At 39.3% G+C, this 24,419-nt stretch carries 17 protein-coding genes; 4 read left to right on the top strand and 13 right to left on the bottom strand.

Annotated elements, in window-relative coordinates:
* Positions 1 to 16: 16 nt before the first annotated feature.
* Positions 17 to 1,198 carry an aldo/keto reductase gene (locus tag H6G68_RS15600; RefSeq protein ID WP_190907463.1) on the top strand — a complete coding sequence of 394 codons (1,182 nt, stop codon included), beginning with the start codon at positions 17 to 19 and terminating at the stop codon, positions 1,196 to 1,198.
* Between the two features lie 11 nt (positions 1,199 to 1,209).
* Here H6G68_RS15600 and H6G68_RS15595 read toward each other — a convergent pair whose 3' ends face one another.
* The 4 genes from H6G68_RS15595 to H6G68_RS15580 form a co-directional block, all read right to left on the bottom strand.
* A complete protein-coding gene (locus H6G68_RS15595; protein WP_190907462.1) occupies positions 1,210 to 1,368 on the bottom strand; it encodes a hypothetical protein in 159 nt (52 codons plus the stop codon).
* Between the two features lie 49 nt (positions 1,369 to 1,417).
* Positions 1,418 to 1,972, bottom strand: coding sequence for a DUF4276 family protein (locus H6G68_RS15590; RefSeq protein WP_190907461.1), 555 nt, complete (start codon positions 1,970 to 1,972; stop codon positions 1,418 to 1,420).
* A 2-nt stretch (positions 1,973 to 1,974) separates the two neighbouring features.
* Positions 1,975 to 3,444 carry an AAA family ATPase gene (locus tag H6G68_RS15585; protein WP_190907460.1) on the bottom strand — a complete coding sequence of 490 codons (1,470 nt, stop codon included), beginning with the start codon at positions 3,442 to 3,444 and terminating at the stop codon, positions 1,975 to 1,977.
* An 88-nt stretch (positions 3,445 to 3,532) separates the two neighbouring features.
* Positions 3,533 to 4,843: a hemolysin family protein gene (locus H6G68_RS15580; RefSeq protein WP_190907459.1), complete on the bottom strand. Its 1,311-nt coding sequence runs from the start codon at positions 4,841 to 4,843 to the stop codon at positions 3,533 to 3,535.
* A gap of 216 nt (positions 4,844 to 5,059) precedes the next feature.
* Between H6G68_RS15580 and mfd the strand changes: the two genes are divergently transcribed.
* Positions 5,060 to 8,554 carry a transcription-repair coupling factor gene (gene mfd / locus H6G68_RS15575; RefSeq protein ID WP_190907458.1) on the top strand — a complete coding sequence of 1,165 codons (3,495 nt, stop codon included), beginning with the start codon at positions 5,060 to 5,062 and terminating at the stop codon, positions 8,552 to 8,554.
* A 208-nt stretch (positions 8,555 to 8,762) separates the two neighbouring features.
* Here the strand turns inward: mfd and H6G68_RS15570 are convergent, their stop codons facing one another.
* From H6G68_RS15570 to H6G68_RS15535, 8 genes are all read right to left on the bottom strand, one after another.
* Complete coding sequence (locus tag H6G68_RS15570) at positions 8,763 to 9,806, bottom strand: hypothetical protein (RefSeq protein ID WP_190907457.1); 1,044 nt, start codon at positions 9,804 to 9,806, stop codon at positions 8,763 to 8,765.
* 333 nt (positions 9,807 to 10,139) lie between these two features.
* Positions 10,140 to 11,255 carry an LptF/LptG family permease gene (locus H6G68_RS15565; protein WP_190907500.1) on the bottom strand — a complete coding sequence of 372 codons (1,116 nt, stop codon included), beginning with the start codon at positions 11,253 to 11,255 and terminating at the stop codon, positions 10,140 to 10,142.
* A 394-nt stretch (positions 11,256 to 11,649) separates the two neighbouring features.
* On the bottom strand, positions 11,650 to 12,378 hold the full coding sequence (gene lptB / locus H6G68_RS15560) for an LPS export ABC transporter ATP-binding protein (protein ID WP_071191955.1): 729 nt from the start codon (positions 12,376 to 12,378) through the stop codon (positions 11,650 to 11,652).
* 28 nt (positions 12,379 to 12,406) lie between these two features.
* A complete protein-coding gene (locus tag H6G68_RS15555) occupies positions 12,407 to 12,904 on the bottom strand; it encodes an LptA/OstA family protein (RefSeq protein ID WP_190907456.1) in 498 nt (165 codons plus the stop codon).
* Positions 12,905 to 13,096: 192 nt separating this feature from the next.
* Entirely contained in the window at positions 13,097 to 13,486 is a 390-nt protein-coding gene (locus tag H6G68_RS15550) for a DUF309 domain-containing protein (protein WP_190907455.1), read from the bottom strand.
* On the bottom strand, positions 13,483 to 13,848 hold the full coding sequence (locus tag H6G68_RS15545; protein ID WP_190907454.1) for a ferredoxin thioredoxin reductase catalytic beta subunit: 366 nt from the start codon (positions 13,846 to 13,848) through the stop codon (positions 13,483 to 13,485). Before H6G68_RS15545 ends, H6G68_RS15550 begins: the two co-directional genes overlap by 4 nt.
* Positions 13,849 to 14,059: 211 nt before the next feature.
* Entirely contained in the window at positions 14,060 to 15,217 is a 1,158-nt protein-coding gene (locus tag H6G68_RS15540; RefSeq protein WP_190907453.1) for a DUF58 domain-containing protein, read from the bottom strand.
* Entirely contained in the window at positions 15,214 to 18,360 is a 3,147-nt protein-coding gene (locus H6G68_RS15535) for an alpha-mannosidase (RefSeq protein WP_190907452.1), read from the bottom strand. The genes H6G68_RS15540 and H6G68_RS15535 overlap by 4 nt, the downstream gene beginning before the upstream one ends.
* Before the next feature lie 257 nt (positions 18,361 to 18,617).
* On the opposite strand from H6G68_RS15535, the gene H6G68_RS15530 reads away from it, so the two are divergent.
* Positions 18,618 to 20,063 carry a hypothetical protein gene (locus tag H6G68_RS15530; RefSeq protein WP_190907451.1) on the top strand — a complete coding sequence of 482 codons (1,446 nt, stop codon included), beginning with the start codon at positions 18,618 to 18,620 and terminating at the stop codon, positions 20,061 to 20,063.
* A 177-nt stretch (positions 20,064 to 20,240) separates the two neighbouring features.
* Here H6G68_RS15530 and H6G68_RS15525 read toward each other — a convergent pair whose 3' ends face one another.
* Positions 20,241 to 21,305, bottom strand: a complete 1,065-nt coding sequence (locus H6G68_RS15525) for a DUF6765 family protein (RefSeq protein WP_190907450.1) — start codon at positions 21,303 to 21,305, stop codon at positions 20,241 to 20,243.
* Positions 21,306 to 21,442: 137 nt separating this feature from the next.
* Here H6G68_RS15525 and H6G68_RS15520 point away from each other — a divergent pair, with 137 nt between their 5' ends.
* The gene (locus tag H6G68_RS15520; protein ID WP_190907449.1) at positions 21,443 to 24,415 is read left to right on the top strand and encodes a leucine-rich repeat domain-containing protein; all 2,973 of its coding nucleotides are present in this window, start codon (positions 21,443 to 21,445) and stop codon (positions 24,413 to 24,415) included.
* The last annotated feature ends 4 nt before the right edge of the window (positions 24,416 to 24,419 follow it).

Here is a 24,419-nt window from a genome sequence, read left to right as displayed (position 1 = left end):
AATCTAAAATTCTGCAATGCTATATAAAAGATTTGGACGTACAGAATTACAAATGCCCGTATTTTCCTGCGGGGGAATGCGATATCAATTTAAATGGCAAGATGTTACACCAGCAGAAATTCCCGCAGATAATCAAGAAAATTTAGAAGCGACGATTCGTCGTGCATTAGAAATTGGGATTAATCACATTGAAACTGCCCGTGGTTACGGAACATCAGAAATGCAATTGGGTAAAATTTTGCCCCAGTTTCCCCGTGAGAAATTAATAGTTCAGACTAAAGTTTCTCCTGTGGAAAATCCCCAAGAATTCCGCCAGACGTTTGAAAAATCTTTGGCATATCTCCAGTTAGGTTATGTTGATTTGCTGGGTTTACATGGCATTAATGATGCAGAAAGTTTGGATCATAGTATTCGTAAAGATGGTTGTTTAGAAGTAGCGAAACAGTTACAAGCTGAGGGGAAAGTTAGATTTATTGGCTTTTCTACTCATGCGCCCACAGATATAATTTTACAAGCAATTAATACTAATCAATTTGATTATGTGAATTTGCATTGGTACTATATTAATCAATGGAATTGGTCTGCTATTGAAGCTGCTAATAAATTAGATATGGGTGTGTTTATTATTAGTCCATCTAATAAAGGTGGGTTATTATATCAACCATCTGCAAAATTAGTTGATTTGTGTGCGCCTTTGAGTCCAATGGTGTTTAATGATTTATTTTGTTTAAGTCATCCCCAAGTGCATACTTTGAGTATAGGGGCAGCAAAACCGAGTGATTTTGATGAACATTTAAAGACTTTAGAATTGTTAGATAAAGCCGAAGAAATTTTACCACCAATTCTTGAACGTTTAGAAAATGCAGCCATAGAAACTTTAGGAGAAGATTGGGTAAAAACCTGGGAAACTAATTTACCAACTTGGGAAAAAACACCAGAACAAATAAATATACGCGTGATTTTGTGGTTGTTAAATTTAGCTTTAGCCTATGACATGATCGAGTATGGCAAAATGCGCTATAACCTTTTAGGTAATGGTAATTCCTGGTTTCCTGGTAATAAGGCTGATAAGTTAGCAGAATTAGATTTGAGAGAATGTCTTGTTAATAGTCCCCACGCTGAAAAAATTCCGCAGATGTTAGCGAAAGCCGAGGAGATGTTAGGGGGTGCAGAGGTGAAGCGGTTGTCTCAAAGTTGAATTTTATTTTATTAAGAATCTTCTGAATAGGAATTCCAACCTTGAATTTCTACAACTTGTTGAATTTCTGATTCTAATTCTTGAAAAGCAGATAAAGCGCGTAATGGCGAAAAATTATCTATAGCCGTGGACAGGGTGGTTAGGACATCAATTGATAATGAAACTCTCACTACAAGAGGGTTTTACTCCTGACTCCTGACTCCTGACTCCTGACTCCTGCTATATCAGGTCTGCTAATCGGTGAACACGTTCGTTTACACTAAATTTATCAAGTCTACGACCACTAAGCCCACTGGCTTCTCGTAATAGTTGATAAAGAATTTCTTTAGGGTCAGGTAGTTGTTCAACTGTATGGATATTTGGCAATTGTAATGTCTGACGACCACGAGGATTATCCGCAGCTTCTCGTAGTCTTGTGTTGTCAAATAACAGCCATGCTTCCAACATCCGAACTGGAATAACACAAACATGAACTGGAACCATCACAGATTTTCTAACTTCTTCTAACGCTTTCTCAATTTCAATTACACGGTTTTTACGTGGTTCTCTTTCTGCGTCTCTATGGATAAATAAGATGTGACAAGGATAGAGTTCTAGGCTTTTAATGATACGTGGTGATAAAGTTTTTGGAACTTCGCGTAAACGTCGCAAATCTGCCCATTGTGGTTGAATAGCACAGTTAACCTGATTTTCTCGTAATAGCCAGGTGAGGATAGGCATCAATGCTTTGTCTGAACTGCCATCTGATAGTAAAGTGTAGACAAGTTCTTTCATGCCTATTCAGTAGGGGAACCAGGGATTAGAAATTGAAGGTCAGGTCTATCTACAACTCGGTGCTGATTGGGTTCTGATTCGTCAATTACTACCGGATTTAAGTAATCAAGAAGTTTACCCTTAGAAACAACATTTACTGCTTCCGGTGCTTTTTGTCGCCACGTATCTGGTAAACAACCAAAAGACAACCTTTTAAACCGTTTTCCTGAACTTACCGTTTCCTTTAATTCAGCAACCAATAGACTATCATCAGGTATTTGCATCACTACAGCAGGTGAATGAGTATTGATGATTACTTGACGCAATGGGTTATCTTTATCAATGGGATAATCAACATCAGTCGCAATGTCTTGAAGCAACTGGAGTATTTTGGGAATACGCGCTGGATGAATGCCATTTTCTGGTTCTTCCAAACACAAAAGACCTTTTGCTTCTGGATCTAATGCCAAAACTGCTAAGGCTAAAAAACGCAAAGTTCCATCTGATAATGCTCTGGCTGGATGTGCTGTACCATCTTTAGCAGTCACTATTAATGTTAGAAGTTGGCGTTTTTCATCTCGGTCAATTCCTACTTTACGAACATCATTAATTAGTTGTGCTAACCGATTAGCAACTTGGCTGTAAACTTGTGCCTCTGCTTCATCTTCTGTCAGTTCAGTTGTTGAATAATTTGTATTGAATCGTGCTAAACGATAGAGTGTGGCAGCTAAATGAGAACCATCCATATCTAAGTTTGTTGGTGATGTAAACTCGTCTGGTTGACGTAATGCTGAAGGTTCTAATTGCAGTAGCCGCCAAGATTGCATTTCTCTCTGTGCTAGTAACACTGTCGAACTATTTGCCCTGTAAACAGCAGAAAGCAAAGTTCGGGGAAGAGGTACAGCTTTTAGAGATTGAGTTTTTCCTTCCAAACGTATCTTAATCACTCGTTCTTTTCCCGTTTCATCTGTTGAAATGAAATAAGACACGCGCCCAGATACTTTAATAGCAGATTTCAGCCAAGTAGATTTATGATCAAACAATAAGTTTGCCTTGGCATCACTAAGCTTTATAGGAACTAATTCCTCTTTAAGAATTTCCAGTGAACCGAAAGACTTGAATTTATCATCTGTTCGGTAAGCAAGAGTTAAGGAGTAACGAAGAAAGGTATTACTAGCTTTTAGCTCTTGTCCTAAATCATCTACACCTTCCCCTGGTATAATCATTTCTGCCTCAAAAGACATTTCATTTGCATATTCATCACCAACTCGGTGAAATAGACTGCGTACATCTGCTGTTTTACCCTTTTCATCGCGCACAGATAAGGCAGCATCAATTAAGGGACGATCTGCGATCGCACTCAAAAATCTAATAGCATCAAATAAGTTAGATTTGCCGACTCCATTAGCACCTGCTACACAGGTAAATGAACCAAATCGAACATCTACATCGACAAGGTTTTTAAAACCAGAAACTTTTAACCTAGTCAGCATAAGATTACGTAATAAAAGGTTAGTTAATAGATGAATGATAATGGTTCAGATCAGCAATCTTAACCCATTACCAATCACCTATCACCAATTACCCATGATGATTCGTTTTTGGCACAACTAGTACTTTATCAACACGATTTCCATCCATGTCCATGACTTCAAAACGCATACCTTCCCATTCAAAATGGTCTGCGGCTGCGGGGATACGTCCTAAATGGGTGATCACAAGTCCACCTAATGTTTGATAACTACCTCTTTCTTCGGGTTCCAATTCGTCGATATCGAAAAGTTCCAAAAACTCTTCTATAGGTAACATCCCATCTACAAGCCAGGAACCATCTTCCCTTTGTACAGCTTCTGGTTGTTCCTGTCCTGGGCCTGCGGGAACATCACCGACGATTTCACTCATGATGTCATTGAGAGTGACTAATCCTTGAATTACGCCATATTCATCGACTACTAGCGCCATGTGAGTGATAGTTTGTTTGAATAACTCTAAAACTTTTAACCCACGGGTGCTTTCCGGTACGAACACAGGCTGACGTAATCCTACTGTTAAGTCTAAAGGTTCACCCCGAAAACTGCGGGCTAATAAGTCGGTGACGGGAATTACACCTAGGACATTATCAAGTCCCTCTTGACAAACTGGATACCGGGAATAGGCACTATCAACCATTTTCTCGCGGTTTTCTTCTGGGGGATCTTCTAAGTCTAGCCAGACTATATCAGGACGTGGTGTCATTAAGTAACTGACAGGACGATCACCTAAACGAAAAACTCGTTCTACCATATCCTGTTCTGCTTCCTCAAAGGTTCCCGCTTCTGTCCCTTGTTCTATTAAAATTTTGATTTCTTCTTCAGTTACTTGAGGTTCAGTAGAGGGTGTAATTCCCAATATTCGCAGCACCAAATCTGTAGATGCACTCAAAAGATATACTATGGGTGAAGCTATACTTGCTAAAGCTCGCATGGGGACGGCGACAAGGGCGGCAATTTTTTCTGGGTTGTTTAAGGCCAGCCGTTTGGGTACGAGTTCACCAACTATAAGCGAAAAAAAAGTAATCAGTAAGACGACTACGCCAAAAGCGATCGCACCACTATAGTTTGCTAAAACTGGGACTAGCTTCACATACTCTTCTAGTCTTTTGGCAATGGTAGCACCGCCGAAGACACCATTGAGAATATTGATCAGTGTAATCCCCACCTGGACGATAGACAAGAAATGATTGGGCGATTCTGCTAGTTGTAGTGCAGCCCTGGCGTTGATATCTCCTTGATTAGCCAACTGTTGTAGTCTAACTTTTCGGGCTGAGACTACGGCCATTTCGGACATAGAAAATACGCCGTTGGCGAAAATTAGCACTAAAATGGTTAAAATTTCAAAAGTGATGGAAGACATTGTTGATAATTGCCGCTATAAAGAGCGAAGGTAGCTCAAACCCTAGTATCTAGTATTAAAGACGTTTCTATAAATGCTTTGAGTATACATAAAGTAGTAGTTATGATTATGCCCTTTTATTCGCAAAGCGGCTGTTAACCCTTTTAGAATAGTTAACATAAACTTCTTATAGATTTTTTTCATCCCCTAACGACTTTCCAACTAAGCTAAGAATTTATGGCTTTTTCTTCTATTGTGCGTGCTTTGGCGCGATCGCCTCTCACCGCAGAACTAATTACTAAACTCAACAAACAACAGGAATTGCGGTTAAATGGCATTTCACGTCTACCGAAGGGGTTGGTAGCTTCAGCTTTAGCAACCCAGGAAGACAAGGATTTGTGTGTGGTGTGTGCCACTCTAGAGGAAGCTGGCCGGGTTTTCGCTCAGATGGAAGCAATGGGATGGAAAACTGTTCACTTTTACCCTACATCTGAAGCTTCCCCTTATGAACCTTTTGACCCAGAAAATGAGCTAAGTTGGGGTCAAATGCAGGTTTTGGCTGATTTGGTCAGTAGGGGCGCGGAAACCAGGCAAAGTCCAAAAATGGCAATTATTGCGACTGTGGGCGCTTTACAGCCACATTTACCACCGCCAGCAGCGTTTAAGTCTTTCTGTCTAACTTTGAAGAAGGGGCTGGAATTTGATTTAGATGCTTTTAGCAAAAAAATCACCATGCTGGGGTATGAACGAGTTCCTCTGGTGGAAACGGAAGGACAATGGAGTAGACGCGGGGATATTGTCGATGTGTTTCCGGTGTCCTCTGAGTTACCTGTGCGTTTGGATTGGTTTGGAGATGATATTGAACAAATTCGGGAATTTGACCCCACTACTCAGCGTTCTGCACTGGATAGGATTAATGAAATAACTCTTACTCCTACTAGCTTTGCACCGATTATTTTAGACGCACTTGAGGATAGTGAGAAATTAAATAGCGACTCAGAAATATTAGAAGGTAGTCGGCGGTTTTTGGGGTTGGCGTTTGCAAAACCTGCTTCTCTGCTGGACTATTTACCAGACAATACTCTCCTAGCTATTGATGAGCCTGAACAATGTTATGCTCATAGCGATCGCTGGGTGGAAAATGCCCAAGAACAGTGGGAAGAGGCAGAGGGGCAGGCTTGCCGTGAGCGTAGCCGAACGGGGGCAGGGGGCAGGGGAGAAAATTACCAATTACCTAAAATTCACCGTTCTTTTGATGAGTGTTTAGTTGAAATTGGGAATTTTAACAAGTTATATTTATCGGAATTGGCTGAGGAAAATGGTGGTCTCAATTTAGCTAGTAGACCTTTACCTGTGACACCTCACCAATTTGCCAAGTTAGCTGAGACAATTAGACAAGAGCGCGATCGCAATTTTTCGATTTGGTTACTTTCTGCTCAACCTTCCCGTTCCGTTTCTCTTCTCCAAGAACACGATTGTCCCGCGCAGTTTATTCCCAATCCCCGCGATTATCAAGCTATTGATAAACTGCAAATTAATCATACTCCCATCGCTCTCAAATATTCCGGTTTAGCAGAATTAGAAGGTTTTATTTTACCTTCTTTCCGTTTGGTTATTGTCACAGATAGAGAGTTTTATGGACAACATTCTTTAGCTAATTTTGGCTATGTCCGCAAACGTCGTCAAGCTGCATCTAAACAAGTTGATCCCAACAAACTGCGTCCAGGGGATTTTGTTGTGCATCGTAGTCATGGAATTGGTAAATTTGTCAAGTTAGAAAGTTTGACAATTAATGATGAAACCCGTGATTATTTAGTTGTTCAATATGCCGATGGTTTGTTAAGAGTTGCTGCTGACCAAGTTGGTTCCTTGTCTCGTTTCCGCGTCAGTGGAGATAAAGCCCCGGAATTACATAAAATGACCGGAAAAGCTTGGGATAATACAAAGAATAAAGTCCGCAAAGCGATTAAAAAACTAGCGGTAGACTTGTTAAAGTTGTATGCAGCGCGATCGCAACAACAAGGTTTTTCCTATCCCGCAGATATGCCTTGGCAAGAAGAAATGGAAGATTCTTTCCCTTACCAACCTACCACAGATCAGCTAAAAGCCGTACAAGATGTCAAACGGGATATGGAAAGTGAAAGACCGATGGATCGGTTAGTATGTGGTGATGTCGGTTTTGGAAAAACTGAAGTAGCAATTCGGGCTATTTTTAAAGCTGTCACCGCAGGAAAGCAAGTTGCACTTTTAGCCCCAACAACAATTTTAACCCAACAACATTATCACACAATTAAAGAACGTTTTGCACCTTATCCTGTAAATGTCGGTTTACTGAATCGGTTTCGCAGTCCCGAAGAAAAACGCAATATTCAAAAGCGGCTCGCAACTGGAGAATTAGATATAGTTGTCGGTACACATCAGTTATTAGGTAAAAGTGTAGAATTTAAAGATTTAGGACTTTTAGTAATTGACGAAGAACAAAGATTTGGAGTTAATCAAAAGGAAAAAATCAAAAGCCTCAAAACTCAAGTTGATGTTTTAACTCTTTCTGCAACTCCCATTCCCAGAACTTTATATATGTCATTATCTGGAATTCGGGAAATGAGTTTAATTACAACTCCACCTCCCACCAGAAGACCAATTCAAACCCATCTCGCACCTTTAAACCCAGAAATTGTCAGAAGTGCAATTCGTCAAGAATTAGATCGAGGTGGACAAGTATTTTATGTAGTTCCCCGTGTAGAAGGAATTGAAGAAACAACTGCAAATCTGCGGGAAATGGTTCCAGGAGGAAGATTTGCGATCGCTCATGGTCAAATGGACGAAAGCGAGTTAGAATCAACCATGCTCACTTTCGGAAATAATGACGCGGATATTCTTGTTTGTACAACAATTATTGAATCTGGTTTAGATATTCCGCGAGTTAATACCATCTTAATTGAAGATGCTCACCGTTTTGGTTTATCTCAATTATATCAATTACGGGGACGGGTAGGACGTGCAGGAATCCAAGCTCACGCATGGTTATTTTATCCTAAACAAAGAGAATTATCTGATGCAGCTAGACAAAGATTAAGAGCAATTCAAGAATTTACCCAACTCGGTTCTGGATATCAATTAGCAATGCGAGATATGGAAATTCGCGGTGTGGGAAACTTGCTAGGTGCAGAACAATCTGGTCAAATGGATGCAATTGGCTTTGATTTGTACATGGAAATGTTAGAAGAAGCAATTCGAGAAATTAGAGGTCAAGAAATACCCAAAGTTGAAGATACTCAAGTTGACCTTAATCTCACCGCATTTATTCCCTCTACTTACATTACCGATCTTGATCAAAAGATGAGCGCTTATCGCGCTGTAGCCACTGCAAAATCTAAATATGAATTAAAATTAATTGCTGCTGAATGGACTGATAGATATGGGACTATACCTGTGCCAGCAAATCAATTATTGCGAGTAATGGAATTAAAACAATTAGCCAAAAATCTGGGGTTTAGCCGCATTAAACCAGAGAATAAACAGCACATTGTTTTAGAAACTCCCATGGAAGAACCAGCTTGGAATTTGTTAGCGGAGAATTTAAAAGAAAGTATGCGTTCTCGTTTTGTTTATTCTCCTGGGAAGGTGACAGCAAGAGGTTTAGGTGTGTTTAAAGCGGAACAACAATTGCAGACTTTAATTGATACGTTCGGGAAAATGCAAGGTGCAATTTCTGAAGCTGCTTTGGTTTAATTTCGTAGGGTGGGCAATGCCCACCATTTTTTTACAAGCTGAAATTATAGTTTATCGTCATCAAAATTTAATTAAAGATAGGAACTCTAAAAGCGATAATGAAAATTGCAGAATTAACCAAAGAAGATTTTTAGTCAAATTGTCAGAACATTTATTTCATGAATATCCATATCTATCTAAATATTGATCAAATTAAACATCCTCAAGTTTACCTTTGAGAACCATTGGGATACGGTTGCACCTGCCCAGGATAATTTAAATTAGATTGGGGTAATTGACTAGGTTGTTGTAAACTATTATTAGCATTAATGCCATATCCTACTGGAGCAGTCGAGTTGACAATACCTTGACTTGGAGGCTGAACAGCATAAGGATTATTAAGTACAGCAGATGTTCCTGTTGTTGGTGTTACTACATTGGGTGCTGTCGGAATGCTATTCAAATTACCGTAGGAATTTTGTGGTGAGTCAGTTACTTTTAGCTGATTATAGCCCATAATCGAACCAGAGGATAAACCCTGATTAGGTAAGCTATTAGTAGGTGAAATTGGCTTTACTCCTACATTGCTAATAGAAGGATTTAGTTGCGTATTACTAGATCTTTTGATTGCTGCTTCTAAAGGACTAATGATAACAGTGCTTTGATTATTTGTAGTCTGATTAGTTAATCCGTTACTCAAACTAGAGACATCTGTTATTGCTGTTGGTTCGGGAGATATAGGGAAGTTATTCACATCTGAAAACTGAGTTTTCAGATCACGATTGTCAGATTTCAATAAATTTTCAGACTGCACCATAAAAGGATTTTTTTCAGGTTGTGAGCTAATATTATTAGTTATCCCCAGGCTAGATTTAAATTTTCCTTCATCAGCAGTATTTTTTTTATTAATTAAATCCTCTACAAAAAAGTCACTATTATTTAACTTAATTTTACTTGGGAAGGGAGTTACATTTGCAGATAAAGCGGCTTGTTCAAAATCAGTCAAAAAATTCGGCATATTATCAATATCTGCGGCAATAGCTTTGTCTTCATCTGAAAGTGAAGTGTCAGCAGTTTTTTCAACAGCAGTTTTTTCAGCAGCTTTTTTAGTTGGTATTTTAGTAAAAAGCTCAGGATTTATCCAATATTCCCGAATTCCCACTACTACAACCAATAAAAAAATTCCTGTTCCCCAAAAACTAGGACGCAAGAAATTGGATAACCTGGCTTTGAAATAGCGTAAGTAGGCAGGAGGATAGTGACGATGTGGCATGAGATAATAATTTTGGTAATTGAATTAGGTAACAAACTGATACAAGTTGATGCGACCTGATACTAGCTTATGAAAAGCATAAATATATAGCAATCCGATTTGATTACTGAAATTACTCATGGAGGCAGGGAATAGGGAATAGGATTCTAGAAAATTCAGGTGTACTGAGTGTACTGAGTTTTATAAGCCCAAAGCGCTGCGCCAACAAAAATCAAATAGGAGTCTTATATTGAATATTGATATCAATCTAACCCCTAATCAGTTATTAGTCATTAGCGATACAGTTTTATGACTCAAAAATTTACTTTTTTTTACACCGTCAATAGGAGTGATTTATCTTTGCGCGACTCGCGTCAATAGAAATAAACCTGTTCCCAAACCAAACAAGTTAGGCAACCAAGCACCTATAAAGGGAGAGAGAATACCTGCCTGTGCTAAAGCGCCAGAAACTGATAATAGTAAGTAGTAAGTGAAAATAACTATGACACTAATCCCAAAACTAGTTCCTCTCCCAGTACGTTGAGGTATGGTTCCCATTGCGGAGCCAACTAAACCAAAAATTATACATACAAAGGGAAAGGCGATTTTTTGCTGAATTCGTACTTCTAATTTTCTAATTTTTTGGGGATTCCCCGCTAGGCGTTCTATTTCTAGTTGTTCTAGGGCTTGAGAAATATTCATTTCCCCGTAATCTCGGCTATTTTCTGCTAGATTTAAAGGTGTACGGGGTAGTTGTAATTGTTGTTTTTGAAACCGCAAAATGTTGCGATAAGAACTGTCTGGGGCGACTAAATAAATAGTACCGTTATAAAAATCCCAAACTTGTTTTGAGCCATTCCACTCGGCAGATTCTGAGACTAAAATTTGATTCAGTCCTTCTCTAGAACGGTCAATAATTGTTAAACCTTTCATTTGCTTACCATCAAATTGGTCAGCATAAAACAAGCGTGAAAGTATTTTATTTTTGCTCCCATCTGCTTCTTTAACTTCCCGGTATTCAGGATAGTAAATATTTTGTTGTTTAAATGAAGGTTGATCTGATTTCAGTGCTTGCTCTAGGGTACGAGTTGCTTCATAATTTGCCGCTGGTGCAATTTGCTCATTAAAAATATATGTCATGCCTGTGATTAAACTGCTTAATAACACAGCAGTTAATACCATGCGATAGACACTTACCCCACAGCCACGGAGGGCAATTAGTTCACTCTCACTAGAAAGACGACTATAGGTCATCAAAGTAGCAAGTAAGGTGGACATAGGGAAGGAATAAACCATGACATAAGGCAGCTTTAATAAAAAAACTTTCAGAGCAATAGTAACTGGTAGCCCCGATTCCACTACTTTTCGCAATAATTCAAATAAGCTATCAATTGCCAATACTACAGAAGTAAATGCCCCAACACCGAATAGAAATAGAGGGAGCAACTGCATAGCCAAATAGCGATCCATGATGGAAAAAGGCAGCAGTGAACTGAGGCTGTAAAAAGATTTAATCTGTTTAGATATCATAAGTAACTTGAAAATTTAAATAGTGACATTTTTTGTGCATTAGAGATTTTTGAATATATTTATTAAAATATTTATATATGGGAATTTATATGTTGACAAAATATTAAATATTTGAATTTGATGATTAAAAATCATATAAAAAACCTAATACCAATTTAATGTGAATTTGCACAGAATCATCCAATCGTCGATTAATTCATCTGTGTTTATCTGCGTACATCTGCGGTTAATTGTTCTGGAAATCTTATTCTATGCAGCTTAATTTTCAGAAAGCTATAAATGAGATTGGAAAAAATCTATTACCTATTCCTTGTTTCCCATTTCTTGAGTTGATTTAGTTGAAAAAGTTATCACCTAAATAATATTGCCGCACGAGTGGGTTATTGTAAAGTTCATCAGCAGTACCGAAAGCCAGTATTTGTCCTTCCCGCATAATGTAACCACGATCAGTGATAGCCAAGGTTTCGCGGACATTATGATCGGTGATGAGAATACCCATACCGCGATCGCGCAATTGTCCCACAATTTCCTGAATTTCCGCAACGGCGATGGGATCAACTCCCGCAAATGGCTCATCCAAAAAGAGAAATTTTGGACCTTCTCTGCCTGCGGCTAAAGCCCTGGCTAACTCAGTTCTTCGTCGTTCACCCCCAGAAAGTTGAATACCTTTACTATTTGCCACTTTTTCTAAGCGAAACTCCCCTAATAAATTATGCAACCGCTTCGACCACTCCCATCGTGGCACATTAGTTTGCTCAAATACCAGAAGAATATTATCCCGGACTGAGAGTTGGCGAAAAACACTGGCTTCCTGTGCCAGATAGCCAATGCCCAATCTGGCCCGTTTGTGCATTGGCATTCCTGTAATATCCCAACTATCCAACCAAACTCTTCCCTGATTAGGTTTTTCTAAGCCTGTGGCGATATAAAATGTTGTTGTTTTACCGGCTCCGTTTGGTCCGAGTAAGCCAACAACTTCACCTTGAGCAACAGAAAGGTTAACACGGTTGACAATTACGCGCTTGCCGTAGGATTTGTGAATATTCTCTAAAACAATTTTCACTATTAACGTCTTGCTGAGGTGGTAGATATTAATTAGAACGTTTGAGGGCTGGTGTTTTGGGGGCAGGTTTAGCAGTTTGTCCGTTCATATTAGCGTCATCCACCATGTAGACAGATTCTACCTGACGGTTGGACTGGGGTAAGGCGATAAATCGGCCTTCGTCAATTAAATAAGTTACTTTCTCCGCCCGAATACTATTGTTACCTTGTTGCAAAATATAAACGTTGCCACTGAAATCAATTCGCCGTTCTTTACTAAAATATTGTGCTTGAGCAGATGTTGCTTGCAACTGACGAGCGGGATACAACATTTGCACATTACCACGAGCGGTGATTACTTGGGTTTTAGAGTCATATTCTTGCACATCAGAGCGGATGGTGAGTGGGCGATTTCCCCCTGCTGATTGAGCGGTAGCGGTTTGCACTTGGCTAGGGAAGGCAATTGCTCCCAACAGTGCGACTGGTAGCATCAAGGCTAACCCAAAGCGCCGTATTTGTGAACTTGGCAATTGATAGGGAGGTATCATAGCAATTGGGGATAGAAAATTTTAGGTTATGTTCTCATTATCTCAAGCAGTTTATCCAAAAAGAATATCTACTACTAAGAATATTTGTAGATAAATATTTGCTGACTACTGAAGACTATTGACGTTTTTCTCCCCAGAAGGTTTCATTCAGGAAAAACCCACAAATTATCTTTGGTATTTCTTGATGCTAATTCAGTTATTTATAGAAATCGTGGGGAAAAGCAAGGCTATATTTTCACCCCCATCACTACTAAGTATTTTTTCGGGATCACTTTGTTGGAGTACTTTCAACAATTCCACACTCTGAGTGAATAATTTTTCCACATTGATGCCGTAGTCACTGGCTGGGTTGCGTCGCAGACGATTGCTACCTTCTCCCAATAGAATCATTGCTCCTCGCAGGTTGTGATTACCCAGGTGATAGAGTGCTACAGCAATTTGCAGAATACCCTGATATAAACTTTTTTCTGGTTCAGTTGCTTCAATCCACAGGGCTTCTAAGGTGTCATGACAAGCGTAGAACTGCCCAGAGTTGAACTGTTCTACGCCTTGCCAAAACTCTTGGGGCAGGTTTTCACTCATCCCATGCTTTCTCGTACTTCTTTGATGGTTTCGAGAGATATTTCTTGTTTGTCACCAACAAAGTCGCTCTCACTGGTGAGGAACAGCATACAGTGACATTCTTTGCGTTCTCGCATGGGTACACAGGGGCAGTTCCAATAGGCAGCGCTGACTTCTGCTTCTTTGTCTTCATAGTGGCGGCAGGGACATAAAGGCGCACCGAGTTCGTCTTTATGTTTGGCTAGTCCTTCTATCACAACTGCGGTAACGGAAGGTTCAGAACAGAAGTACGTTCCAGTCCGCTTGGCGTATTGCTCGGAAAAATGCCGCATTGCCTCTAGGCTTTTATCGCTGGATTTAGTGTTAACTTCTGATGGAATCATTGGCTCGGACGCTCATAAATTTAAATATTTCTTTGCATTGTACATCAGCCTCACTAAGCTATTGCTGGGGATATTTCCCCAACCTGAGTTTTTAGAATTGGTCGGAAATCGACTCAAAGGCTTGTCAATCTAGTATCTGGCTATGAAAACGGTTGTTGACATCAGGGAAGCTAAATTTATCTAAGTTAATTAAAGTTTTGTATCAATTTCATCAGGAAGTTAATGGTTTTTGCAACTGAAGTTGCAGTTCTTGTTCACTCTGGAGGATGATGCCAGGATAATCTCGATTGACTAGGACTTGTTCTGAGGATGGATTTATATTCTCCCATAAAACCCAACGACTGCCCAGCGGTAACTCAGATAGGGTTTTGGGGTTTTGGGTGAGCCAAATTAAGGGGTAGTTATCTGGTGGTGTATTTGTTTCTTCTAGGGGGTTGGTTGCTGCTAAGGTTTCCAGAACGGGAATATCACCTTTGACTAAACCTGTGGCTGCTGTCCAAAGTTCTACTTGTAGCTTTTGCCGGTGGGCATAAAAATATAATGAGGCGGCAGCAATGACTGCTTGCTCAAATTGTTCTTCTTCCCAATTAGCTGCACTATCAAGGGCAATAATAATTTCCTGTCCTGCTGTGATAACTTCTAATTCCCTGACTCGTAATTCGCCGTAACGGGCGCTGGTACGCCAATGAATGAGACGGGTAGGATCACCAATGCGGTAAGGACGGAGCGATCGCACTAATCCTGTTGCAGCTAATTGTAATGGTACACCACGAGGATCATTTTTTTGACTCTCATTTTGCCCAATTTCATCAACTAGGGGGCAGTTGGTCAGGGGTAAAACTGTGGGATAGACAATTGCTCTGGCTTTACATTCTCGCTGACGACGACACCAAAATAAGCCCCAAGGCGCACCAGTTGCCAATTCTACTGTTTCCCAACGATACAAGCCTCGGCGTTGGGTCGGGTGGTAATATATCCAACGGTGAGAGTCTTTTGCCTCAATGGTGTCAATTGGTTGTTTGACTGGTTTTCCGAAAATGAAGGGAAGTATATCCGCAACTTGCAATAAGGTGACAGGTGTTTGGGTGGGATTATGGACTTCTATTTCAACGGTGATTTCGTCGCCAACGGTGACTGGTGGGATGGGAGAGCGTTTAACAATTAAATTTTTGAGCGATCGCGGTGCTAAGAAAGATGATACACCCACAAGGGCAAGACAAACCCCACTAATTACATATAACCAGCCCGCCATCGTGTTGATAGCAGCGCCTAAATAACAAATAGCAACGCCTATTAATACCCAACCGCCGTAGGTAGGAGATGAGGCGTGGATTTCTAGCCAATTAGTAATGTTTTTGGTAATTTTCATAGTTTCTTTTTTAACTCAAATGTAGTAATTTTCCAAGGAGCAATTTGATCAATTTCTTGATTTATCGGTGTTTCCAATAAATCAACTGCTGTTCCTAAACTGAAAAAATCACTTTGTAAAGATAACTCTGCTGTTTTTCCGTGACATTCATAAAAGCGAATTATGAATTTTTGTTGATTATCTTCACTAGGTTTTAAAGCCATTAAAATCAAATTATCTGCTGATAAATTCAGAAAACTTTGGCTTGGGCAACTATTCAATCCAGATTGTTGATTTGGTGGATTAACTAATACTTTTAATGGTATATTTAATTCATATCCATATCTAACAGTGTCGGCTGTTTCCCAAGTATCTGCATGGGAATATAAAGCATAGGTAAATTCATGTATACCTCTGTCAGCTTTCGGGTCAGGCCAATGGGGACTTCTGAGCAAAGTGAGACGGATTTGATTGCTGCGGCAGTCGTAACCATATTTACAATCATTCAGGAGGCTAACTCCGTATTTTCCGGTTTCCATATTTGTGGTTAAATCTGCCCAACGTAAAGCTGGTACTTCCCATTTTGCCTTTTCTGCGGGGGTTTGGGGGTTGGTTGAACGCCGAATAGCACCGCAGGGAATTTCATAAGTTGCAAAATCGGTTTCGACGTTGACAGGAAATGCTGTTTTAACTAATACTTGATTTTCTTGCCAATTTACAGTATTAGCAATTTTCAAAAGTGGTGAACCGGTTTGGAGAATGTAATCTTGACAAAACTGCGAATTTCCCAGTTGACGCACTACCCGCAAACGTTGTTGTATTTTTCCAGATTCTAGCCATTGAATTGATTTTAATTCGGTTGCAGGTAGAGGTTTTGTGGCATAATCGGGATCAATGTTCCAAGCGTCCCAATATTGTCCGCTATCTTCAAAAGCCTGAAGTTGATTTCCCGCACCATTTAAAATTTCCCGTTGTTGGATTTTGTCGAAGACAGATTTTAAGTCTCCGGTTTCGGGGTTTACCTGAACGCGCAAATATTCATTTTCTAATATCCAGTTTTTGGGAAGTTCGGAAATTGGGAAGTTGGGAAGTTGGGAAGTTGGAGAAAGCCAATATATGCTGTAACCTATAGATGGAACGGTTGCGAGAAATAATAAAGAGTTTTCGCTTTGTTGGGACGGAAGTTGGTTTCCGTCAATGTTGTAAATTTCCCAGGTTTGGTTATTTTGGGGTAAAGTAACGCTGACGACTTGGAAACGTTGCCAGTTGAGCGAATTAAAAATTATGATAGGTATGCTATTGGGTTGGGGTGGTTGTGGTAAAGTGATATGAGATGCGATCGCACTCAAAGACTCATCTAAGATATTATTTCCCACCTGTTCCACTTGTTGCCATTGCGGTAAAGCATCCTCATAAACTTGAGTAATGGAAGAACCGGGTAAAATATCGTGAAACTGATTAAATAAAACTTTTTTCCAAGCGGTTTCTATTTCGGATTTCGGATATATCACCCCACAGACAACATTTGCTAAAGTTGCAAATAACTCAGCTGCATATAAAAGATTTTCAGATTTGCGATTCCAGAGTTTTTGGTCTGCGTGGGTAGTATAACATCCGCGATGAAACTCTAAATAAAGTTCATCTTCCCAAACAGGTAAATTTTGACTTTGGGATTTTATTAGTTCGAGATATTTTTCCGAAGTGGTAAATTCCAACTTGGGGAAAATGGGGGAATCTTCCCAACGCCTTGCTATTTCCAACATATCACGAGTCGGACCACCACCATGATCACCGACACCAGGAAGCCAAAGAGAATCATTTAAACCAGTTTGAGTTTCCCATTCACAGACATAGTTCGCCATTTTAACAGGATCAACAGTTTCGCCTATGGGCGCAGACATAAAACTAAATATTTGACTACCATCAAGCGATCGCCACCAAAAAGCGCCATAATCAAACTTAGTAGTATCATTCCAGCGTAACTTCTGAGTCACAAAAAACTCAATTCCCGCATTTGCGAAAAACTGAGGTAAAGTTGCACAGAAACCAAAAGTATCAGGAACCCAAACCACAGGAGATATTTTCCCGAACCGTTCCTGAAAATAACGCTGACCATATAATAACTGACGGACAATAGACTCACCAGAAATCAAATTCAAATCCGGTTCCACCCAAAACCCACCCAAAACTTCCCATTTTCCCGCTTTAACTTGGGTTTGAATTTCCGCAAATAAATCTGGACGATGTTCCTCAACCCAAGCATACAACGCCGGAGTAGTATGACAGAAAATCAACTCCGGAAAATCTCCTTGTAAACCTAACACCGACTCAAAAGTACTGACTGCGGCTTTCCAAGTTTCAGAAACAGGCCATAACCATGCTAAATCCAAATGAGCATGACCTAACAAATGAATTTTAGATTTTAAACCGCAGATAAACGCAGATGAACACAGATAAGATTCTCGTATATTTAACAGAAATCTATCCCATTCTTCCTTCTTCCCTTCTTCCTTCGCGCTCTTCTCTTCGAGACGCTTCGCGAACGCGCCTTCGCGGTTCATTACCTCTTCAACCGCTTCAACCAAAGCAGATAACCGTTCCGGTGCGAACCTTTCCAAAAACAGATGAACAACAGCCAACTCATCAGCCAAAAAACCCGGATCTAGCCTATTATAATCTAAAGACTCAAAAACCAAGAGCGATCGCATCAAAGCCCCATCACAATGTCCCGGACTCACCAACCGCAAAGCAACAACAAACTCCTCCCCAGTTGAAACCCCTGGACTTAAAAGCACTCTCGGTGAACAATCAAACAAATCACCAGCCAATACCAACTTACCATTAATATAAATCTCCGCCGCATCTGCCCACCAAACCAAAGCCAACCGCAAACATAAACCTGTTAAATCATAACCTTGTAAATTTTGGGGAACAACTAATTTTTGCACCAACCACAACACTTGTTTTCCCGCTGTCCAAGGAATATGTAATTTATCATTTAGATTTACAGGTTTCCAAAGAGACAAATCTGAGTTTATTACTTCAGTAATTCCCCAATCAACCTGCTGATACAACCAAGAAGACTGGATATTAACTTGACAGCAAGCACGTAAATTCTCAATTGCGTCTGATATATATTTGGTATGGGATAGAGATAGAGTCATAATCAATAAAGATTAACAATTAATGTAAAAATTAGGTTCGGGTTTGGGATTGTCTAAATTAAACTTACTTGAGCTTATTTTCCATTATCATGATGTTATATCAAGTCCGGCTAATTAGTGATAATATCTGTTTCCCTATTCTCTACCCCAACGATATGATAAATATTCAAACCGACTTGATATCACTGACTGACGATAAGTAACAGTTTTGTGGGAGTCTCAAAACTCAAAAATACTCAAACTAGCAAATCTCTACCATGTCTTCTGGTTCCTCCGGTCCTTATCAAAGTAAAATCTTTAAATTTTTCAACCAGCATTCTCAGCGGTTGACAAAACAGTGGGAAAACTCCTTCCGAAATTTGCAAGTTGCTACTAAATGGAGTGTGGAAGCGCTACTTTATCCACTGTACCAGATGTTTCAGCCCGATGAACTTGCTGGAAAACAGTTACCACCAGAAACCCCTCCACCAGCTGACGCACCTATTCAGCACGTACTAGAGTTAGTTAAAAATTTACCATCTGCCGCAGCTTCTGATTCAGAAAATTTACAAAATGTCAACCCATTAACGTTTTTGGGTGATGCTGTGCGGGAAGCAGCTACACGTCTAGGATGGTTAAAAAAATCTCGTCTTCCTCAATCTCTACAACCAGAAAAAACCCTTCAGCACCATATACCAAAAGTGCTGGGAATTGCTGCACAATTGGAAAATCGTCATTTGGTGCTTGTGAGCAACGATAACAGAATTCTAGATGTTTTGACAATTCAACAGCAGGAAAAATTAACAAATAAAATTAATAGTGAAGTTGCTGAATATTGGCATTTTTTTAAATTAGCTGAAATTCAACAACAGCAGAAATTATTACCAGAAATCAACCGCATATTATCAAAGCTAACTACTAATCATACCCCAAACATAACAGATTTAGCTGAAACCAAGATTCCAGTACATATAGAAGATTATCCTGGTAAATTTTTGGCGTTAATGGATACAGTTATCGCTAAATTAGAATCTAAGGCTTTAGTACCTGTACAACAGCGCAGTCAGAAAATTATTCAAGTTGCTAAAACTCAGTTTGATATTTTTATTTACGGGAGAGAACAGCTAGAAGCAAGAGGAAAAATAGCAATTAATCCTGGTGACTTGGAAAATCAGACTCTGAATATTTCCGAATTAATTGCAGCAGCGATAAATTACTTTTTTGGTGGTAGAAATCTTCAAAATATTGATTCTCAACCAACTCCAGAAAAATTACCAGGTAAACCATCAAATCAAGTTGATCAAAATAATCAATTGTCAGAAGCCGATTTCAATAATTTAAATCATTTAAATAATTGGTTGACATGGAATGACTTATTCGCTAAGATAGAATTAGACTCTAAAAATGCCAGTCTAAATTCCGATACTAATTTAGTTACAGAAAATACTCATTACGAATTATCATCAAAATCACGACGGGATTTATTCAGAAGTAAGAAATTTGCCAAAGTAGCTTCTAGTTCCCAAGTTGAAATTGAGATAAAAGCCGAAAAATATCAATATGAAGCACAGCCAGATTGGATAGAAACTACTGCCACATTTTTAGGGTATGAAAAACACCCATTAGAGCAAATTTTAGCATGGTTAGATCATGTTATGCTCTGGATAGAAATGATATTTATGAATATGATTTATTTCTTGAAAGGGTTGTTGCAAGTAAGGTGAAAAAAGATAATGTCTGAATCAGGATTAACAGGATTTAAGGATTAACAGGATTTAAGGATTAACAGGATTTTAAGATGGAGATTTTTATTTGATTTTTGAAAAAATACAGTATCTTCTTCTCTCCTCTTCTGTCCTCTCTTCACTGTCACCTGTCACCTGTTCCCTGTCACCTTCTTCTCAAGCTACACAAATTCCATATTGGGGTAGCAAATCGTGAATAATATAGAATTGATGAGCTTGTAAAGCGTCATGAAATAATTTCCAATTGCTGACTAGGAAACTAGGATGATAGGGAAAAATTTCATTATCTTTATCAACGGGGCTTTCAGTTCCCAAAGCCAGGTATTTCCAGGAATCTTTACCCTTAGGAATATAGTTAATATTAGCAGCACCAAAACTAAATTTACCTTGTGCGATCGCACTTAACCATTTTTGATGACGTACACGACCTTTAACATCTTTAATATTAGCCAACATCAAGGCAATTAAACTTTTATCTGGTTCTGGTAATCCTGGGACAATCGCATCAGCATCACCTTTTAAATAACGCTGCATAGCTTTACACATATTATCAGCCGCTTCCAGAAAATCTTCAGGATTATTACGGCTAATTTTTTCACCTCTACCGTTGATATAACCCCAACGTAAAAACGGCTTATCAGGATGACTCAAAACCGCACCATGTCCTAAAGGTAAAGCCTCACTGACAAAGTAATTCTTCAACCTATCCATCAAATTACGATCTGGTTGATCATTTTCATCAAGTAGTTTTTTCGCTTCATTAACTCGATGATTAACACCAGCAAAACCTTGATGCGCCCAGGTATCAACATAAACGTGCATAGTAATACCCAGACGATGTAAACCATAAGCACTTTCACGGCGTTGAATACATTCCCTCACCATTTGTTGTGCGACATCACTATTAGGACGACAAATCAACTTTTCAATAAACTTCCCTTCAGGATCTTCACCTGCTGGTTTTCCGCCATTTCCTGGTAAAAAATGAAAAGGAATCCAAACATGATGAATTGCTAACTCCTGAAAATTGCGATAATCTAGCATTTTATGAGCGGAACTAATGCGAGTAAACATCGCCCCATTATCGAATCGAATTAAACCGCTATTAATAGCATCATCTACATACTGGGCGCAGTAAGCGATAATACTAGCATCTTCATGTTCAAAACCCGCCAGTCGCGCAACAACGTAGGTGACACCATGATGAAAGTCTATTTGCATCTTGAGTCAGTTATGAGGGAATTTACGTATAGACTATAACAATTTGGGCGCTGCTGCGTAATTTTTTACCTGATAGCGGTTCTCAAACTGCGACATCTGTTTGCTAAACTCTAGTAATCACAGTTCAGTAATTACTCATGACTGAGGCAGAACTACTACAAGCGATCGAACAAGCAGCAAGAGATGGTGTAACAGAACTTAATCTCAGAGGCAATAAACTCAGCAGTCTACCAGCGGAAATAGGACAACTCACTAACCTCCAATTCCTCTACCTCAGAGGCAATAAACTCAGCAGTCTGCCAGCGGAAATATTCCAACTCACCAACCTCCAAACCCTTGACCTCAGTAACAATAAACTCAGCAGTCTGCCAGCGGAAATATTCCAACTCACCAACCTCGAATCCCTTGACCTCAGAAGTAATCAACTCAGCAGTCTGCCAGGGAAAATAGGATCACTCACCAACCTCCAATCCCTCTACTTCAGTAACAATAAACTCAGCAGTCTGCCAGCGGAAATAGTCCAACTCACCAACCTCGAATCCCTTGACCTCAGAAGTAATCAACTCAGTAGTCTGCCAGGGGAAATAGGATCACTCACCAACCTCCAAACCTTCTACCTTAGTAGCAATAAACTCAGCAGTCTGCCAGCGGAAATAGTCCAATTTACTAACCTCGAATCCCTTGACCTCAGTAACAATAAACTTAGCAGTCTGCCAGAAGAAATAGGACAACTCACCAACCTCCAATCCCTCGACCTCAGTCACAATCAACTCAGCAGTCTGCCAGAAGAAATAGGACAACTCACCAACCTCCAATCCCTCTACTTCAGTCACAATCAACTCAGAAGTTTGCCATCGGAAATAGTCCAATTTACTAACCTCGAATCCCTTGACCTCAGAAGCAATCAACTCAGTAGTCTGCCAGCGGAAATAGGACAACTCACCAACCTCCAATCCCTCGACCTCAGTCACAATCAACTCAGCAGTCTGCCAGCGGAAATAGGACAACTCACCAACCTCCAATCCCTCGACCTCAGTCACAATCAACTCAGCAGTCTGCCAGCGGAAATAGGACAACTCACTAACTTGAAGAAATTTGGACTTCAAGGGAACGAAATAATTAATCTTCCACCAGAAATAAAAACGCGGGGATTACAAGCAATTCTTAATTTTTATCGGCAAAAGTTAGAACAAAAATCTGAGCGTTTATATGAAGCTAAATTTTTGATTGTTGGTGAAGGAGGTGCGGGTAAGACTTCTTTGGCTAAAAAAATTGAAGATAAAGATTACGAACTCCAATCAGGTGAAAAATCAACGGAAGGTATTGATGTCATCCAGTGGAAATTTCTACTACCTAATGGTAAAGAATTTCGCGTTAATATTTGGGATTTCGGTGGACAAGAAATATACCACCAAACCCACCAATTTTTTCTAACCTCACGTTCTCTCTATGCTTTAGTTGCAGATACGCGCCAAGAAAATACTGATTTTTATTATTGGCTAAAAGTTGTCGAACTATTGAGTGACAAGAGTCCAATTATCATTATTAAAAATGAAAAACAAGACCGTCAATGCGAAGTCAATGAACGCCAATTGCGAGGAGAATTTTTAAATCTCAAAGAAGTTTTACCAGCTAACTTGGCGATTAATCGCGGTTTAACAGAAATTAAAGATGCTATTCAACAATACATCAAGAAACTTCCCCATGTTGGTACACCTCTACCAAAAATTTGGGTGAGAGTCCGTTCTGACCTAGAAAACGAACTCCGCAACTTTATTAGTCTTGAAGAATATTACAAACTTTGCAAACTTCATAATTTAACTAAACGTGAGGATATGTTGTTACTAAGTCGCTATTTACACGACCTTGGTGTTTGCTTGCATTTCCAAGATGATCCTACACTAAAACACTATGTCATCCTCAAACCAGAATGGGCGACTACAGGAGTTTACAAAGTTCTGGACAATAAAAAAGTTATTAAGAATTTAGGATGTTTTAGCCAAGACAATCTGGCTGAAATTTGGAAAGATGTCCAATATACCAACATGAGAGATGAACTACTGCAATTGATGATGCGGTTTAAACTTTGTTACCCAATTCCTAATTGTGTTGGTCAATATATTGCACCCCAATTACTCGATATTAACCAACCTGAATACACTTGGGATAAATCACATAATTTAATTTTACGCTACAAATACGAATTCATGCCTAAAGGTATTCTCACTCGCTTCATTGTAGAAACACACCCTTGGATTGAAGAACAAATGCTAGTTTGGAGAAGTGGCGTTATTCTCAACCAAGACCAAACTCGTGCTGAAGTGATTGAAAACTACAATCAAAAGGAAATTAAAATCCGTGTAGTCGGAAGTCGTAAAAAAGAATTGTTGACTGTTATCACACACGAACTAGACAAAATACATCGTTCTTTTGAGCGTTTGAAATATGATACTCTTGTTCCTTGTAACTGCAAAGAATGTGAAGGAAGTCAGACACCTTATGCTTATCCACTAGAATCATTACGTAAGCGTTTGTATGCTGGGCGGTATCAGATTGAGTGCGAAAATAGTTTTAACATGGTTGATGTTCGCAGGTTAATTGATGATGTGAATCTGCCAACCCAAGAATTAAATCGGGAACGGCAAACCCCAGTTACACCCTTACAAAATGAACTTGACAACCAGAAAAAAGAATCATTTAATGTAATTAATAATATCCACTTACATCAAGAGAGTAATGCCATGTCAGAATCTTATCAATCTAAATATGACCAAAGAAATGCAAATAACCAATTTGTAGATACAGCACAATCAGGTAGTAATGTTACATTTAACCAAAATAATTACACACCAGAACAAAAACAGAATTTAGCAGAAGCAGCAGCAGAAATCCAACAACTGTTTCACCAATTATCTAAAAATAACCAAACATCTACAAATGAAATCATTACAAACGCCATTCATCAAGAAATTAAACGCAACCCCACACTAAAAGCCAGATTAATAGCTGCACTTAAAGCTGGTGGATTAGAAGCATTAAAAGCGATATTTAATCATCCTGTTTTTAGTATTCCAGCAGAAACCATCAAAGGATTTTTAGAAGCAGAATAAATCC

The organism is Anabaena catenula FACHB-362, assembly GCF_014698735.1.
Classification (GTDB): domain Bacteria; phylum Cyanobacteriota; class Cyanobacteriia; order Cyanobacteriales; family Nostocaceae; genus Anabaena; species Anabaena variabilis_A.
This window is presented reverse-complemented; position numbering and strand designations above follow the sequence as displayed.

Excerpts from the sequence above, each read along its gene's own strand:
- H6G68_RS15600 (WP_190907463.1), top strand. The coding sequence starts at position 17 with ATGCTATATAAAAGATTTGGACGTACAGAATTACAAATGCCCGTATTT.
- H6G68_RS15590 (WP_190907461.1), bottom strand. The coding sequence starts at position 1,972 with ATGAAAGAACTTGTCTACACTTTACTATCAGATGGCAGTTCAGACAAA.
- H6G68_RS15585 (WP_190907460.1), bottom strand. The coding sequence starts at position 3,444 with ATGCTGACTAGGTTAAAAGTTTCTGGTTTTAAAAACCTTGTCGATGTA.
- H6G68_RS15580 (WP_190907459.1), bottom strand. The coding sequence starts at position 4,843 with ATGTCTTCCATCACTTTTGAAATTTTAACCATTTTAGTGCTAATTTTC.
- mfd (WP_190907458.1), top strand. The coding sequence starts at position 5,060 with ATGGCTTTTTCTTCTATTGTGCGTGCTTTGGCGCGATCGCCTCTCACC.
- H6G68_RS15570 (WP_190907457.1), bottom strand. The coding sequence starts at position 9,806 with ATGCCACATCGTCACTATCCTCCTGCCTACTTACGCTATTTCAAAGCC.
- H6G68_RS15565 (WP_190907500.1), bottom strand. The coding sequence starts at position 11,255 with ATGGATCGCTATTTGGCTATGCAGTTGCTCCCTCTATTTCTATTCGGT.
- H6G68_RS15555 (WP_190907456.1), bottom strand. The coding sequence starts at position 12,904 with ATGATACCTCCCTATCAATTGCCAAGTTCACAAATACGGCGCTTTGGG.
- H6G68_RS15550 (WP_190907455.1), bottom strand. The coding sequence starts at position 13,486 with ATGAGTGAAAACCTGCCCCAAGAGTTTTGGCAAGGCGTAGAACAGTTC.
- H6G68_RS15545 (WP_190907454.1), bottom strand. The coding sequence starts at position 13,848 with ATGATTCCATCAGAAGTTAACACTAAATCCAGCGATAAAAGCCTAGAG.
- H6G68_RS15540 (WP_190907453.1), bottom strand. The coding sequence starts at position 15,217 with ATGAAAATTACCAAAAACATTACTAATTGGCTAGAAATCCACGCCTCA.
- H6G68_RS15535 (WP_190907452.1), bottom strand. The coding sequence starts at position 18,360 with ATGACTCTATCTCTATCCCATACCAAATATATATCAGACGCAATTGAG.
- H6G68_RS15530 (WP_190907451.1), top strand. The coding sequence starts at position 18,618 with ATGTCTTCTGGTTCCTCCGGTCCTTATCAAAGTAAAATCTTTAAATTT.
- H6G68_RS15525 (WP_190907450.1), bottom strand. The coding sequence starts at position 21,305 with ATGCAAATAGACTTTCATCATGGTGTCACCTACGTTGTTGCGCGACTG.
- H6G68_RS15520 (WP_190907449.1), top strand. The coding sequence starts at position 21,443 with ATGACTGAGGCAGAACTACTACAAGCGATCGAACAAGCAGCAAGAGAT.